The 14,629-nt window shown below is 68.1% G+C and carries 13 protein-coding genes and 6 tRNA genes; 12 read left to right on the top strand and 7 right to left on the bottom strand.

Annotation, left to right across the window (positions count from 1 at the left end):
* Positions 1 to 26: 26 nt before the first annotated feature.
* Positions 27 to 1,589: an alpha/beta hydrolase gene (locus LDQ05_RS05650; RefSeq protein WP_226435909.1), complete on the bottom strand. Its 1,563-nt coding sequence runs from the start codon at positions 1,587 to 1,589 to the stop codon at positions 27 to 29.
* Between the two features lie 173 nt (positions 1,590 to 1,762).
* Between LDQ05_RS05650 and zapE the strand changes: the two genes are divergently transcribed.
* Positions 1,763 to 2,776 (top strand): cell division protein ZapE, encoded by a 1,014-nt coding sequence (gene zapE / locus LDQ05_RS05645; RefSeq protein WP_226435908.1) that lies wholly within the window; start codon positions 1,763 to 1,765, stop codon positions 2,774 to 2,776.
* Positions 2,777 to 2,797: 21 nt separating this feature from the next.
* Here the strand turns inward: zapE and LDQ05_RS05640 are convergent, their stop codons facing one another.
* On the bottom strand, positions 2,798 to 3,367 hold the full coding sequence (locus LDQ05_RS05640) for a GNAT family N-acetyltransferase (RefSeq protein WP_226435907.1): 570 nt from the start codon (positions 3,365 to 3,367) through the stop codon (positions 2,798 to 2,800).
* Positions 3,368 to 3,741: 374 nt separating this feature from the next.
* Here LDQ05_RS05640 and LDQ05_RS05635 point away from each other — a divergent pair, with 374 nt between their 5' ends.
* Positions 3,742 to 4,263 carry an alpha-isopropylmalate synthase regulatory domain-containing protein gene (locus LDQ05_RS05635; protein WP_226435906.1) on the top strand — a complete coding sequence of 174 codons (522 nt, stop codon included), beginning with the start codon at positions 3,742 to 3,744 and terminating at the stop codon, positions 4,261 to 4,263.
* Between the two features lie 56 nt (positions 4,264 to 4,319).
* On the opposite strand, the gene LDQ05_RS05630 is transcribed toward LDQ05_RS05635, so the two are convergent.
* The 5 genes from LDQ05_RS05630 to LDQ05_RS05610 form a co-directional block, all read right to left on the bottom strand.
* A tRNA-Val gene (locus tag LDQ05_RS05630) sits at positions 4,320 to 4,394 on the bottom strand.
* A 19-nt stretch (positions 4,395 to 4,413) separates the two neighbouring features.
* Positions 4,414 to 4,489, bottom strand: a tRNA-Gly gene (locus tag LDQ05_RS05625).
* Between the two features lie 49 nt (positions 4,490 to 4,538).
* A tRNA-Val gene (locus LDQ05_RS05620) sits at positions 4,539 to 4,613 on the bottom strand.
* 1 nt (position 4,614) lies between these two features.
* A tRNA-Cys gene (locus LDQ05_RS05615) sits at positions 4,615 to 4,685 on the bottom strand.
* Positions 4,686 to 4,710: 25 nt separating this feature from the next.
* Positions 4,711 to 4,783 (bottom strand) — tRNA-Gly (locus LDQ05_RS05610).
* 426 nt (positions 4,784 to 5,209) lie between these two features.
* Between LDQ05_RS05610 and LDQ05_RS05605 the strand changes: the two genes are divergently transcribed.
* The 10 genes from LDQ05_RS05605 (at position 5,210) to LDQ05_RS05560 (ending at position 14,628) form a co-directional block, all read left to right on the top strand.
* Positions 5,210 to 5,281: transfer RNA gene (locus tag LDQ05_RS05605), tRNA-Val, on the top strand.
* A 204-nt stretch (positions 5,282 to 5,485) separates the two neighbouring features.
* Complete coding sequence (locus LDQ05_RS19930) at positions 5,486 to 6,088, top strand: DUF742 domain-containing protein (protein ID WP_372461038.1); 603 nt, start codon at positions 5,486 to 5,488, stop codon at positions 6,086 to 6,088.
* Between the two features lie 139 nt (positions 6,089 to 6,227).
* Positions 6,228 to 8,294, top strand: coding sequence for a threonine--tRNA ligase (gene thrS, locus LDQ05_RS05595; RefSeq protein ID WP_226435904.1), 2,067 nt, complete (start codon positions 6,228 to 6,230; stop codon positions 8,292 to 8,294).
* Between the two features lie 35 nt (positions 8,295 to 8,329).
* Positions 8,330 to 8,851, top strand: a complete 522-nt coding sequence (locus LDQ05_RS05590) for an ATP adenylyltransferase (RefSeq protein WP_226435925.1) — start codon at positions 8,330 to 8,332, stop codon at positions 8,849 to 8,851.
* 34 nt (positions 8,852 to 8,885) lie between these two features.
* Entirely contained in the window at positions 8,886 to 9,551 is a 666-nt protein-coding gene (gene pgsA / locus LDQ05_RS05585; protein ID WP_226435903.1) for a phosphatidylinositol phosphate synthase, read from the top strand.
* Positions 9,548 to 10,450 carry a phosphatidylinositol mannoside acyltransferase gene (locus tag LDQ05_RS05580; RefSeq protein ID WP_226435902.1) on the top strand — a complete coding sequence of 301 codons (903 nt, stop codon included), beginning with the start codon at positions 9,548 to 9,550 and terminating at the stop codon, positions 10,448 to 10,450. Before pgsA ends, LDQ05_RS05580 begins: the two co-directional genes overlap by 4 nt.
* Before the next feature lie 2 nt (positions 10,451 to 10,452).
* The gene (locus LDQ05_RS05575; RefSeq protein WP_226435924.1) at positions 10,453 to 11,580 is read left to right on the top strand and encodes a glycosyltransferase family 4 protein; all 1,128 of its coding nucleotides are present in this window, start codon (positions 10,453 to 10,455) and stop codon (positions 11,578 to 11,580) included.
* Complete coding sequence (locus LDQ05_RS05570; RefSeq protein ID WP_226435901.1) at positions 11,577 to 12,641, top strand: NUDIX hydrolase; 1,065 nt, start codon at positions 11,577 to 11,579, stop codon at positions 12,639 to 12,641. The genes LDQ05_RS05575 and LDQ05_RS05570 overlap by 4 nt, the downstream gene beginning before the upstream one ends.
* A gap of 155 nt (positions 12,642 to 12,796) precedes the next feature.
* Positions 12,797 to 13,699, top strand: coding sequence for a pyridoxal 5'-phosphate synthase lyase subunit PdxS (pdxS, locus tag LDQ05_RS05565; RefSeq protein ID WP_226435900.1), 903 nt, complete (start codon positions 12,797 to 12,799; stop codon positions 13,697 to 13,699).
* A 98-nt stretch (positions 13,700 to 13,797) separates the two neighbouring features.
* Positions 13,798 to 14,628, top strand: coding sequence for an acyl-CoA thioesterase (locus tag LDQ05_RS05560; protein WP_226435899.1), 831 nt, complete (start codon positions 13,798 to 13,800; stop codon positions 14,626 to 14,628).
* Position 14,629: the final 1 nt, after the last annotated feature.

The raw sequence follows: 14,629 nt of genomic DNA, 5'->3' as shown, positions 1-14,629 counted from the left end.
CGCGGTGGTGATGGGCGCCGGATCGATCACGCGGGGCACAGGCTGCCGTTCGGAGGCAGCGTGCCGTCGGTCAGATACGACTCGAGGCGGCTCTGCACGCACGACGAGTGCAGGGTCGCCGCGTAGCCTGCGCCCTGCCACTTCAACACCGACCACGGTGCACCCGCTGCGGTGAGCACTCCGGTGACCGTGTCGAGCCCCGCGTCACCCACGATCGGGTCGGCGGCACCACTGGTGACGAGAACCGGTACGTCGACTGCGGAGGGCAGTGGAGGAGCGGGCATGCTGGGCCAGGCCGCACAGGACGTCGCGGCCACTGCGATGTCCGCACCGAACAGCGGATACGTCGCCGACCAGTCGCTCTGTAGTTCCGCCGCGCGCATCGCTGTCGGCCACCGTCGGCCGTCGCTGCACCGCGCCACCCACTGCCCGTCCGTGGACAGCAGTTCCTCGGCGGTGGAGACGATGTCGAGCAGCGGAAGCACATCGCCGTCACGGGCCGCGCTGAGCACGTCGGCGAGTTCGCGGACGCGGGACTGCAGGTCGGCGGCCGGTGCGCCGAGGGCGGCGGTGAGTGCGGTGAGCAGGGCGTTCGCCGACACCGGGGCGAGTGCCCCGGCCGCGGCCTGCTCGTGCAGTTCCTCGAGGGTGGCGCGCGGATCGGCTCCCAGGGAACACCCGAGTGCGACGCACTGACGCGCGAACGCATCGACCGCGGCCTCGGCGCCGCGGGCGCGGGACTCCGCGAGCAACTCGGCGTCGCCGGTTGCGGCCGAGGGGGAGTCCAACACCAGCCGGCCCAGCGCCTCGGGGTGCGCGGCGGCGTAGGCGAGCGCCACGGACGCGCCGTTGCCGATGCCGAGCAACGCGATCCGATCGACGTCCCAGACGGCCCGGAGCTGCTCGAGGTCTTCTGCAGCGTGTGTGACGGAGAACATCAGTTCCTGCGGTTGCAGGTAGTCGGTGCACGAGATCGTGGCTTCCTGCCCGAGTTCCGCGACGCGTTCCGGTGATTGCCCACCGGGGCCGAACTCACCGAGGTCGGCGAGTGATCGTTTGTCGGCCGTGAAGATGCAGTCGATCGGCTGTGAGTTGCCTGTTCCGCGGCGATCGACCGCCACGATCGGACGGGTGGCGAGGGCACCCGACAGCGGTCCGGTGGCGAGTGCGGCGAGCGCGCGCGTCGATGGCATGTCCGACCCGGTGGTCAGGACCAGGGGGGCGACGTCGTCGGGTGTGTCGGGCACCGTCGCGCGCATCACCGCGAGGGGGAACGATCCCGGGACGGACCCGGCGGAATCGACAGGTGCGGAGACTTCGGCGCATTCGAGCAGCAGGCCGGTGGGCCCGGTAGGCAGCCCGTGTGCGTTCAACGTCTCCGTCGTGCACTCGCGCCACACGAAGTCGTTGCCGGGATCGGGCACGTCGACCTCGGGACTCTCCGGGTGGTCGGTCGCGACCGACGCGGGGTTGCCCTGTTCGTTCCGCACGACTGCGACGTCGGGTCGGACCGACGGACCGGCGCCGCAGGCGGCGACCGCCGATGCGACTGCGAGCCAACACACTGCGAGCACCCCGGATCTGCGCATGCGCACAGACTGCCAGGTGCGTGCGCCGACGTCGCGCACCGGTCGTCGTGTGGCGGTGTGGTGTACCGGTGGACGGTTCTCGGGGGGTGACGACCGCGTGAACGTCCTGTGAAGTAGGTCGCAATCCTCCGAGCTGTGCCGGATGTGTCATTCGCGGACCTTATCCTGGACAAATGCACGAACGTCTCGTCGATCGAAACCCGGTGGTTCCCGCAGATCAGCTCGTGGCGCAGATGGTGCCGCCCGCGATGTTCGACGACGTGAGCTTCGCCTCGTACATTCCCGACCCCAACGAGCCCAGCCAGGCCGCGGCCGTGGCCGCTGCAGAAGCGTTCGCCGCCAAGGTGGCGAAGATCCGCGGTGGCAAGCGCGGGCTGTTCGGACGGAAGGCGCCGTCGACGGGTGCGGGGCTGTATCTCGACGGCGGCTTCGGTGTCGGCAAGACCCACCTGCTCGCCTCGATCTTCCACAGTGCGCCTTCCCCGAAGGCATTCGGCACGTTCGTGGAGCTCACCCACGTGGTGGGCGCACTCGGCTTCAACAAGGCCGTCGAGGAACTGTCCACGCACAGTGTGCTGTGCATCGACGAGTTCGAACTCGACGATCCGGGTGACACGATGCTGGTGTCGCGACTGCTCACCGAGCTGTCGGCCCGCGGCGTCTCGATCGTCGCGACATCGAACACGCTTCCCGGTCAGCTCGGTGAGGGCAGGTTCGCGGCACAGGACTTCCTTCGCGAGATCAAGAAGCTCTCGTCGATCTTCGAGACGATCCGGGTCGACGGCCCCGACTACCGGCACCGCGATCTTCCTCCGGCGCCGGATCCGATCGCGGCCGAGGACCTGATCGAACGCGCCGAGAACACCCCGGGCGCGACACTCGACGATTTCGACGAACTCTGCGCACACCTGAGCACGCTGCACCCGTCGCGATACAACAAGCTCGTCGAGGGTGTCCGTGCCGTCTATCTGAACGGGGTGCATCCCGCGCAGGACCAGTCCGTCGCGCTTCGCCTGGTCGTGCTCGCCGACCGGCTCTACGACGCGAGCATCCCGGTGACCGTTGCCGGCGCCAAGCTGGACGAGATCTTCACGCCGGAGATGCTCGCCGGTGGCTACCGCAAGAAGTACCTGCGCGCCACGTCGCGTCTGCTGGCGCTGTCGCGGTTCGAGGTTGCGACGAGCTGAACGGGCGGGTGCCCGCCCGCGTCACAGGGTCCGCTGCATCACGTGGTCGGCGTGCGTCTGTGTTCCCACGACGAACGTGCGGGAGCCCACGACGGTGAATCCCTGTTTCGCGTAGAAGCGTTGCGCGCGCCCGTTCTGCCGGTTGACGCCGAGCCAGAGTCCGGAGCGACCCCTACTGCGCGCACACTCGACGATCGCGTCCATCAGGGCCGCGGCGACACCCGATCCGTGGGCGCCGGGCAGTACGTAGAGCTTGCTGATCTCCACGGACGGTGACGCGGTGATCGTCGCGCGGATCCCGGGATCGGTGGGGGGTGAGTCGACGGCCATGAGGTACCCGACGATCTCACCGTCCAGGCAGGCCTTGAACACGATCCGGAGAGGGTCGGTGAGGTAGTCGCCGAACCTCTCGGCGGAGAGTGTCTCGTCGACGAAGGACGCGATGTCCTCGCGGGTGGACCCGGGAGGACAGGCCAGCGGGAAGGTTGCAGCCGCGACATCGGCGACGGCCTCGGCGTCCCAGATGCCTGCACGCTCGACGATGACGGGGGAGCGGCCGCCGGTGGTGGTCGCGCTGCCGGTCGTGTTCATGCCACCAGTGAAGCAGGAGATCGCCTGCCGTGGCGTGGGGACCCGGTCCTCCCACCGACCCCGGATATGGCTGAACCCCAGCCTTGGATGGGGGGTCATGGCTGGGGTTCATTACCATCGGGGGGGATGGCGATTCCTACGATACATGAGGGATCCCTCAGGTTCCAAAACGGTGCGGTCACAGTTGCGTCACGCACTGTCACCCGGTTCGTGTCCGGTCCGCGCTTGCGTTGTCGTGGTCGACCGCGTAGCCTCGCCACCATGAAGCGCGTACTCGTAGTTCACCGCCGTAGCGGGGTCTGATTCGGACCGACCCCTCGCTGCGGGTCGTTGAGCTACGCGTCGGTCCTCCCTTCACGCGGAAGACCATCCCGATGAACGCCTTCATTTCCACCACTTCCTTCATTTCCGCCACCGTCGATTCCTGTCGCGGCGATTCCCACCGTGCACGCCCGGGTGATCCGTTCGAGGAGCGCTTCGGTTCCCCACTGCCGCGTGACCTGCGCACGGAGGCGGCGGGTTCGTCGTGGTCCGAGTTCTCCGCCACCTACGCGCCGCAGGGTGGGCCGCTGCGACTGGGCGGTTGGTCGCGTCGGGCACTGCCCGGCGGGTACAGCACGTTCGAGGCCACGATCGCGGTGGGACGCTCCATCACCACCGCGACGGCCACGGCCGGCGGTCCTGTCGGGGCCATGACCGGGATGCTCCACGATCTCGGGTACCGGCTCGAGATCCTGTCGTTCCACCGTCGCGACCTCGGCGACCGGTACGCGACGTTCATCCGCTGCGAGGCGGGCGACCACCGGATCTGGGCGATGGGCATGGCGGAGGATGCGACGGAATCGGCGCTGCGTGCGATGATCGCCGGCGTGAACCGGCTCCACGCGATGGACTGAATCCCCCGCAACGACACTGTCCCCCTTCGGAAACCGAAGGGGGACAGTGTCGTTCGTGGTGCGCGATACTGGGATTGAACCAGTGACCTCTTCCGTGTCAGGGAAGCGCTCTCCCGCTGAGCTAATCGCGCCGGCTCGTATTCGCCGGAGTGGAGCGGATGACGGGATTCGAACCCGCGACCCTCACCTTGGCAAGGTGATGCGCTACCAGCTGCGCTACATCCGCGTGTGCACGTTGGGGTACAGCTCGGGTCGACCCACGTGCTGGTCGATCCTGGTGCGCGATACTGGGATTGAACCAGTGACCTCTTCCGTGTCAGGGAAGCGCTCTCCCGCTGAGCTAATCGCGCGAGGTGGAGACGGGAATCGAACCCGTGTGCACGGCTTTGCAGGCCGTTGCCTCACCACTCGGCCACTCCACCGTAAAAGGTCGAGTCCAACCTCTCGAGCGGATGACGGGATTCGAACCCGCGACCCTCACCTTGGCAAGGTGATGCGCTACCAGCTGCGCTACATCCGCATTCGCACCGTGCGGCGTCGTGCTCTCCGTGGTGCGGTTCAGAACATTAGCCGACTATCGACGCAACACACAAATTGCCTGGTCATCGTACGAATCGATGCGTGCGTGGCAGGTCGGTTCGCTGATCGGTGGCGATGGTGCACCACCGGTGCGGTGGTCGCGGACTTCCCGACCCGGGTTCGCGGTCGGGTGTCCGGTGTCCCGCCGGCACCCCGGTGCCGCCGCGCGCGACGCGCGCGCGACACGCGCGGGCGAGATGGCGGTGTGCGGGAACGCACCCGACTCCGACCCGGCGGTGTCCTCCGGCTCGGGGCACTTCCGTTCGGGAGTGTCCACGCTGCCGAAAAGCCGTCCGACCTGGCGATTCGTGTTCGTCGCGAGAGCGTGTTAGTGTTCCATTCCGTTCGAGCCGCTGCGAAGCGGCACGGTCCCGTGGCTCAGTGGAAGAGCGTCCCGTTCACACCGGGGAGGTCGCTGGTTCGATCCCAGCCGGGACCACAGTAGACACCGAAGGGCACCCTGCACACAGGGTGCCCTTTTGCGTATCTTGGCGTGTAACTGTCGAGCAGGGTGAGGCGGATGTACCTCCGAGTGGATGTGCATACCGCGTCGTGCGGATGCTCGCGTACCCGAGTCCACGCGGCCGTCGACGTCCGCGATGTCCCGGCCGGGTGAACTGTGTGGTTCGAGGAGGATGACCGGATGAGTGTGGCCGAGGGTCGATGGCCGGTCGTGGGTGCGACCGGAGCGCGCTTCGGGTCGTCGCGTTCTCGTCACCGCGCGCGCAGGGACGATCTTGTATATTCGGCGGCCGACGAGTCGGTGAGGGTGCCGGACGCAGCCCAGGTGACGGAGTCCGTGTCGCCGGCGGAGACCGCCGGGGGGGATGTCACGCGCGGAGCGCACCGGATTGCGAACGGTGCCGTGCGCGTCAGGAACAGTGCGGGAGTCGAGGACATGGATCATCAGACATCGTCGTTCGTCCGGCCGTTCGTCATGAGCGGTGGACGGACCCGGGCCGAGGTGGAGCTGCCACTCGAGGCGCTCGTGTCGACAGTGGAGTCGGCGATGGGGGCCGACGGCGCGGGCCCCGTGCACGAACACCGGGTCGTGCTCGATCTGTGCCGTCATCCACGGTCGATCATGGAGGTCGCGGCGCTGGCAGGGATCCCGCTCGGTGTCGCCCGCGTTCTCGTCGGCGACCTCGCGGCCACCGGTGAGCTGACGGTGCACCGCACCGTCGATCGGGTGGGTCCCGGCGTCGACCTGCTCGAACGGGTTCTCACCGGACTGCACGAACTCTAGTCCGGGTACGGTCCGACTCGCGGGCTCCCTGCATTCGGTGCCCGCACGGTATGTCGATAGCATGGGGAGGTTGCCGACCCGCGTCGATGACGTGCCGGTGACGCCCCCAGACAGGCATCGAGCCGAGGAGTCCACCACAGTGACCACGCCCGCATCCGTGAAACCAGCCGTGCTCGTCCGGGTGCCCGCGGGAACCACTGCCGCGTCCGCCGTGCGCGAGGCCGGCCTGCCGGTCAAGGGCCCCGACGCGGTCGTCGTCGTCCGCGACACGGACGGTCAGCTCCGCGACCTCGCGTGGACGCCCGACTCCGACGTCGAGGTGGAAGCCGTCGCCGCCGACACCGATGACGGCCGCAGTGTCATCCGGCATTCGGCAGCCCACGTGCTCGCGCAGGCGGTGCAGCAGGAGTTCCCCGATGCCAAGCTGGGTATCGGGCCGCCGATCAAGGACGGTTTCTACTACGACTTCCAGGTCGACCGTCCCTTCACTCCCGACGATCTCGCGAAGCTCGAGAAGCGGATGAAGAAGATCGTCAAGGATTCGCAGCGGTTCTCCCGACGTGTCGTGGAGGATCTCGAGGCCGCCCGTGACGAACTGCGCGACGAGCCGTTCAAACTCGAGCTCATCGACGACAAGTCCGGGATCGACGATCCGGAGATCATGGAGGTCGGTGGCAAGGAACTGACCATCTACGACAATCTCAACCCGCGCACGGGCGAGATCGTGTGGAAGGATCTGTGCCGCGGCCCGCATCTGCCGACCACCAAGCACATCCCGGCGTTCAAACTCACCCGCAGCTCCGCGGCATACTGGCGCGGCGACCAGGACAACGCGGATCTGCAGCGCATCTACGGCACCGCCTGGGAATCCACCGAAGCCCTCGACCGGCACCTCGAACTCCTCGCCGAGGCGGAGCGACGCGACCACCGCCGACTCGGCGCCGAACTCGACCTGTTCTCCTTCCCCGACGAACTCGGTTCGGGCCTGCCGGTGTTCCATCCCAAGGGCGGCATCATCCGCCAGGAGATGGAGAACTACTCGCGTGAACGGCACGTCGAGGCCGGGTACGACTTCGTCAACACTCCGCACATCACCAAGGGGCACCTGTACGAGGTGTCCGGCCATCTGGACTGGTACCGAGACGGCATGTTCCCGGCGATGCACATCGACGAGGAGCGCGACGAGGACGGCGCGATCCGCAAGCCGGGTCAGGACTACTACCTCAAGCCGATGAACTGCCCGATGCACGACCTGATCTTCCGGTCGCGTGGGCGCTCCTACCGCGAGTTGCCGCTGCGGATGTTCGAGTTCGGGTCCGTCTATCGGTACGAGAAGTCCGGTGTCGTGCACGGACTCACCCGCGTGCGCGGCATGACGCAGGACGACGCGCACATCTTCTGCACCCCCGAGCAGATGCGCGACGAACTCACCTCGGTTCTCGAGTTCATCCTGGACGTGCTGAAGGACTACGGTCTCGACGACTACTACCTCGAGCTGTCGACGAAGAACCCGAAGAAGTTCGTCGGTAGCGACGAACTGTGGGACACGGCCACCGAGACACTGCGGGAGGTCGGGGAGGCGTCCGGACTGCACCTCGTTCCGGATCCGGGCGGAGCCGCCTTCTACGGCCCGAAGATCTCCGTCCAGGTCAACGATGCGCTGGGTCGCAACTGGCAGATGTCGACGATCCAACTCGACTTCAACCTGCCCGAACGGTTCGAACTCGAATACACCGGCACCGACGGTGCGAAGCATCGGCCCGTCATGATCCACCGCGCACTGTTCGGTTCGATCGAGCGGTTCTTCGGTGTGCTCACCGAGCACTACGCGGGCGCGTTCCCGGCGTGGCTGTCACCGGTACAGGTGGTGGGAATTCCCGTCGCCGAGAACTTCGCCGACCACCTCCTGGATGTCTCGCGGAAGTTGAAGGCCGAGGGGATCCGCGCCGAGGTGGACCTCAGCGACGACCGAATGCAGAAGAAGATCCGCACCCACACCACCCAGAAGGTGCCGTTCATGCTGCTCGCCGGCGAACGGGACGTCGACGCGGGCGCGGTGAGCTTCCGTTTCCGTGACGGCACCCAGGTCAACGGCGTACCCGTCGACGACGCCGTGCGCATCGTCACGGACTGGGTACGCCGCCGCGACAACGCGTCTCCCACCGCGGACCTGGTGCGTCCCACCGAACAGGGAGCCGATTCTTGAGCGGCGAGGGACTGCGGGGCGAGACGCCCGACGCGATGATCGACCGCGGGGCCGGTGATCCCGACCACCTGCAGCGGCTGTGGTCGCCCCACCGGATGTCGTACATCACCGAATCGCCGAGCGTTCGCAGCGAGCCGTACGAGCCGTTCACCGACATCCCGAAGATGCCCGACGAGGAAGGTCTCGTGGTGGCGCGCGGACAGTCGGTGTACGCGGTGCTGAACCTGTACCCGTACAACCCGGGCCACCTCATGGTGGTGCCCTACCGGAGGGTCGCCAACCTCGAGGACCTGACCGTCGAGGAGAGCACCGAACTGATGGCATTCGCGCAGCGGGCGTTGCGCGTGATCAAGCGGGTGTCACGGCCCCACGGCTTCAACGTCGGTCTCAACCTCGGTGCGGCCGCCGGCGGATCGCTGTCGGAACATCTGCACCTGCACGTCGTGCCCCGCTGGGGCGGGGACGCCAATTTCATCACCGTGCTCGGCGGTTCGAAGGTGATGGTGCAACTCCTGCGCGACACCCGAGCCCTGCTGGCGTCGGCATGGGACGAGTGACTGCGGAGACCCGGCGGTCGAGGGGGGTCGGATCATGCTGAGTTTCTTCGGGCGCGCGTCGGTGTCGAAGGTCACCGCACCGCTCGGTCGCGCCCTGATCCGGACGGGGCTCACCCCGGACGCGGTCACCGTCATCGGCACCGTCGCGTCGATCGCCGCGGCCGTCACGCTCTTCCCCAGCGGACACCTGTTCTGGGGGACGATGGTGATCTGGCTGTTCGTGATGTTCGACATGCTCGACGGTGCGATGGCGCGGGCACGCGGTGGCGGAACCCGCTTCGGTGCCGTACTCGACGCCACCTGTGATCGTGTCGCGGACGGCGCGATCTTCGCGGGCCTCGCGTGGTGGGCCGTCTACCACGAACAGAGCCGGTACCTGTTCGTCGGAACCCTGATCTGCCTCGTGACCTCCCAGGTCATCTCGTATGCGAAGGCACGCGCCGAGGCCAGCGGCCTGTCCGCCGACGGGGGGCTCATCGAACGCCCCGACAGACTCGTGATCGTGCTCGTCGGGGCCGGGTTCACCGGACTCGGTGTCGACTGGGCGATCCACGTGGCGATGTGGGTGCTCGCGGCCGGTTCGGTGATCACCGTGTTCCAGCGTGTGCTCGCGGTGCGCAGTTCACCGGGCGCCCGCGAACTGTTGCCGATCGGCCCGCCGCCCACATCCGACGACGAGGACGAGAGCGGGAACCGATGACCCTTGCCGATCATCTCACCGACCTGGGTTACGCAGCCGGATGGCGGATCGTGCGGTGGCTGCCCGACCGCACCGCCACCGCGCTGTTCGACGCCGGGGCGGACCTCGCCGCACGACGCGGCGGCGGCCCGCAGCAGCTGCGCCGCAACCTCGCCCGGGTGATCGGGGTCCCGCCGGACGAGGTGTCCGACGAACTCGTCCGTGCGTCGGTCCGTTCGTACGCGCGCTACTGGCGGGAATCGTTCCGGCTCCCGTCGATGGACCTGGATGCGACGGCCGCGTCGATCAGCGCGTCCATCGAAGGCCGCGAACACATCGATGCGGCGCTCGCCGCCGGGAGAGGCGCGATCCTGGCCCTGCCGCACAGCGGGAACTGGGATCTCGCCGGAGTGTGGTGTGCCCGCACCTACAACGGTTTCTCGACCGTCGCGGAACGCTTGCGTCCCGAATCGCTGTTCCAGCGCTTCGTCGCCTACCGTGAAAGTCTCGGGTTCGAGGTATTTCCTCTCTCCGGTGGCGAGACACCGCCGTTCGTGGAACTGTCCGCGCGCCTGCGCGACAATCGCGTCGTGTGCCTGCTCGGCGAACGCGATCTCGCACGCAGGGGCGTGCCCGTGACCTTCTTCGGCGAACCGACCCGGATGCCGGCCGGTCCGGCGCGGCTCGCCGTCGACACCGGCGCGGCACTGCTGCCGGTGCATTGCTGGTTCACCGACGACGGATGGGGCTTCCGCGTGCACCCCGAGGTCGACGTCGAGGACGGCGTGGCATCCGCGACGCAGTCCCTGGCCGACCACTTCGCAAGGGACATCGCCGAGCATCCCGCCGACTGGCACATGCTGCAGCCGCTGTGGCTGAGCGACCTGTCGGAAGCTCGCCGCGCCCGGATGGAGGCGTGACCGTGAGAATCGGCATGGTCTGCCCGTACTCCTTCGACGTTCCGGGCGGCGTGCAGGCCCACGTCGTCGATCTCGCGCAGGTACTGATCGCCCGCGGCCACGAGGTCAGCGTGCTGGCGCCTGCCTCGGACGCGACGGAACTGCCCGACTTCGTGGTCTCCGCCGGCCGTGCCGTGGCGATCCCCTACAACGGGTCGGTCGCGCGCCTGAGTTTCGGGCCCGTGTCCTATTCACGGGTGCGGCGCTGGATCAACGACAACGACTTCGACGTCCTGCACATCCACGAACCGAACGCGCCGAGCCTGTCGATGCTCGCGCTGAAGATCGCCGAGGGACCCATCGTCGCGACGTTCCACACATCGACGACGAAGTCGTTGGTGCTGAGCACCTTCCAGGGCGTGCTACAGCCGTTCCTGGAGAAGATCAGCGGGCGTATCGCGGTGTCGGAGCTCGCACGACGATGGCAGGTCACGTCCCTCGGTGCCGACGCCGTGGAGATCCCCAACGGGGTGGACGTACCGTTCTTCCGGCACGCGCCGCTGCTACCGGGGTACCCGCGCGAAGGTCGGTCCGTGCTCTTCCTCGGCAGATTCGACGAACCGCGCAAGGGCATGGCGGTGTTGCTCGGCGCGCTGCCCGCGCTCGTGGCCCGGCACCCGGACATCGAAGTGCTCGTCGTCGGCCGAGGTGACGAGGATCGGCTGCGCCGGGAGGCCGGACCTCACGCCCGGCATCTGCGTTTCCTCGGCCAGGTCGACGACGACGAGAAGGCTTCGGCGATGCGCAGTGCCGATGTGTACTGCGCCCCGAATCTCGGCGGCGAGAGCTTCGGCATCGTGCTCGTCGAGGCACTCGCCGCGGGTACCGCGGTCGTCGCCTCCGAACTCGACGCCTTCCGGCGGGTGCTGCGCGACGGCCGCGCCGGTGTACTCGTCCCGGTGGGTGCCTCCGACGCCCTCGCCGGCGGGATCCTTCAGGTCCTCGACGACGATGATCGCCGCCGCGCGCTGGCCGATGCCGGATCGCAGATCGTCGAGGTGTACGACTGGCCGGTCGTCGCCGATCAGATCCTGCGCGTGTACGAGACGGTCACCGTCGGTGCCGGCCGTGTCCGGGAGGTCCGCTCGTGACCCTGAGCGCGGTGACGATACTCGCCCTTGCCCTCGTCGCAGCCGTGGTCGTCCTCCTCGGCCTGTGGGTGTACTCGACGGCGAACCGGCTCGATCGGCTGCATGTGCGGTCGGACCTGTCGTGGCAGGCTCTCGATGCGGCGCTCGCCCGCCGTGCCGTGGTGGTGCGCAGCATCGCCGCGTCGATGCCGATGTCGGACGGTCGGCGGCTCGCGGCGCTCGCCGACCGGGCCGAACGCGCGGACAGGGCGGGCCGGGAGAGCGCCGAGAACGACCTGTCCGGCGCACTGGCCGCGTTGGATGTGGAACGGCTGCGGCCGCAGCTCGTCGCGGAACTCGCCGACGCGGAGGCGCGGGTACTCATCGCGCGCCGGTTCCACAACGACGCGGTGCGCGACACCCTGGCACTGCGGACACGGCGTCCCGTGCGCTGGCTGCATCTCGGTGGCACCGCACCGCTGCCCACGTATTTCGAGATCGCCGAGCGCACAGTGGCGGCATCGGCATCGGCGCCGGCCGCGTCACCGGCGGTGGCGCCGGACGCACCGACACCGCAGGTGGGCCCGGACACGCCGAGGACATCCGCGCGGGTTGTGATGCTCGATGAGCACGGCCGGGTCCTGCTGCTGCGCGGACACGATCCGGCGCGTCCGCGGATCGAGTTCTGGTTCACGGTCGGGGGAGCGGTGGAAGCGGGGGAACAGTTGCGGGACGCCGCGGTCCGTGAGATCGAGGAGGAGACCGGTCTGCGCGTCGATCCCGACGATCTGGTCGGGCCGCTCTGGCGTCGGGTGGCGGTGTTCCCGTTCGACGGCGAGACCCTCCGTTCCGAAGAACTGTTCTTCGTCGTGCAGGGCCGTGCGTTCGAACCGGGTGTGGCCGGATTCACCGAGCTGGAAGTGCGCATGGGACTCGAACACAGGTGGTTCGATGCCGACGAGCTGCGCGAGGTGATCCGTGCGGGAGAAGCGGTGTATCCGCAGGATCTGCCGGAACTCCTCGACGAGGCCGGCGCAGCCGCGCGGTCCAGGACGGCGCCACAGGTCCGCGCGATCAGCTGACCACCGAACCGGGTGCTCGGTCGGTGGGGCGGCCAGGCCACTGCTGCGCGACTGGCTATGGGCCCGCCGGGCGCCGTCACCATAGGCTCGGCGAGTCGGGCGTGCGCACGCATCCCGACGTTCGTCAACGGTCGTCACTGTCAGGAGTTCAAGCTGTGAGCACCCCCGAAAACGCACCCGTCACCGGCACCGCCCGCGTCAAGCGAGGGATGGCGGAGATGCTTGAGGGCGGGGTGATCATGGACGTGGTCACACCGGAGCAGGCGAAGATCGCCGAGGACGCCGGTGCCGTCGCGGTCATGGCACTCGAGCGGGTCCCCGCCGATATCCGCGCGCAGGGCGGTGTCTCGCGGATGAGCGATCCGGACATGATCGCGGGCATCATCGACGCCGTGTCCATCCCCGTGATGGCCAAGGCACGTATCGGCCATTTCGTGGAGGCGCAGATTCTGCAGGCGCTCGGCGTCGACTACATCGACGAATCCGAGGTCCTCACCCCCGCCGACTACGAGAACCACATCGACAAATGGCAGTTCACCGTGCCCTTCGTGTGCGGTGCGACCAACCTCGGTGAGGCGCTGCGGCGCATCAACGAGGGTGCCGCGATGATCCGATCCAAGGGTGAGGCCGGCACCGGTGACGTCTCGAACGCGACCACCCACATGCGCCGGATCCGCCAGGAGATCCGCCGGCTGACGTCGCTGCCCGAGGACGAACTGTACGTGGCGGCCAAGGAACTGCAGGCGCCCTTCGACCTCGTCGTCGAGGTCGCGAAGTCGGGCCGGCTTCCCGTCACGCTGTTCACCGCGGGTGGGATCGCCACCCCCGCCGACGCCGCGATGATGATGCAGCTCGGCGCCGAGGGCGTGTTCGTGGGTTCGGGAATCTTCAAGTCCGGCAACCCTGCCCAGCGGGCGGCGGCGATCGTCAAGGCCACCACCTTCCACGACGATCCGGAGATGCTCGCGAAGATCTCCCGCGGACTCGGCGAGGCGATGGTGGGAATCAACGTCGACGACATCCCGGTTCCGCACCGGCTCGCCGAACGCGGTTGGTGACCACAACCGTCGGCATCGGCCGCCGCAGCGGGATCCGCGCGGTTCGGGGTGACACCTGCGACTAGCCTTCTGCCTCAGACACAGAGGAAGGCTTCCGCATGGCGAAGATCGAACAGATCCTGGAACTCGAACGGATCGAGGAGAACATCTTCCGGGGCATCGCGACCGAGACCCTGCTGCCCCGCACGTTCGGCGGTCAGGTGGCGGGGCAGTCGCTGGTCTCGGCGGTCCGCACCGTCGTCCCCGAATATCACGTGCACTCGCTGCACGGATACTTCATCCGACCCGGCAACCCCACCAAGGGAATCGTCTACCAGGTCGAGAGGATGCGGGACGGCCGGTCGTTCTGCACGCGGCGGGTGACCGCTGTGCAGGACGGGCACGCGATCTTCACGATGTCGGCCTCGTTCCACGTCGGTGACCACGGCATCGAGCACCAGGACTCGATGCCGACGGTCCCCGCGCCGGAGGAACTGCCCGACGCCAAGGACACGCTGGTCGAGACCGACGCGGACTATGCGTGGGCGCACCGCGAGTGGTCGGACTGGGATCTGCGTTTCGTCCCGCGGGACCGGATGGCACCCGCACCGGGCCGCGCCGCGCGCCAGCAGGTGTGGTTCCGATCCCGTGATGCACTGCCCGACGACGGCGTGTTCCACGTGTGCACCCTGGCGTACATGAGCGACATGACGCTCCTCGGATCGGCGAGCGTGGCGCATCCGGAGGAGAAGACCCAGGGGGCGTCGCTCGATCACGCGATGTGGTTCCTCCGCCCGTTCCGCGCCGACGACTGGTTGCTGTACGACCAGACATCACCGTCGGCGGGGTTCGGGCGTGCCCTGACCCAGGGGCGCATCTTCGACAGACACGGCAACATGGTCGCCGCGGTGGTCCAGGAGGGCATGGCCCGCTACCTGCGCGAACCCTGAC

Source organism: Rhodococcus yananensis, assembly GCF_020515525.1.
Taxonomy (GTDB): Bacteria; Actinomycetota; Actinomycetes; order Mycobacteriales; family Mycobacteriaceae; genus Rhodococcus; species Rhodococcus yananensis.
This window is presented reverse-complemented; position numbering and strand designations above follow the sequence as displayed.

Coding starts and splice junctions, on each gene's coding strand:
- LDQ05_RS05650 (WP_226435909.1), bottom strand. CDS start 1,589: ATGCGCAGATCCGGGGTGCTCGCAGTGTGTTGGCTCGCAGTCGCATCG.
- zapE (WP_226435908.1), top strand. CDS start 1,763: ATGCACGAACGTCTCGTCGATCGAAACCCGGTGGTTCCCGCAGATCAG.
- LDQ05_RS05640 (WP_226435907.1), bottom strand. CDS start 3,367: ATGAACACGACCGGCAGCGCGACCACCACCGGCGGCCGCTCCCCCGTC.
- LDQ05_RS05635 (WP_226435906.1), top strand. CDS start 3,742: ATGAACGCCTTCATTTCCACCACTTCCTTCATTTCCGCCACCGTCGAT.
- LDQ05_RS19930 (WP_372461038.1), top strand. CDS start 5,486: ATGAGTGTGGCCGAGGGTCGATGGCCGGTCGTGGGTGCGACCGGAGCG.
- LDQ05_RS05590 (WP_226435925.1), top strand. CDS start 8,330: ATGATCGACCGCGGGGCCGGTGATCCCGACCACCTGCAGCGGCTGTGG.
- pgsA (WP_226435903.1), top strand. CDS start 8,886: ATGCTGAGTTTCTTCGGGCGCGCGTCGGTGTCGAAGGTCACCGCACCG.
- LDQ05_RS05580 (WP_226435902.1), top strand. CDS start 9,548: ATGACCCTTGCCGATCATCTCACCGACCTGGGTTACGCAGCCGGATGG.
- LDQ05_RS05560 (WP_226435899.1), top strand. CDS start 13,798: ATGGCGAAGATCGAACAGATCCTGGAACTCGAACGGATCGAGGAGAAC.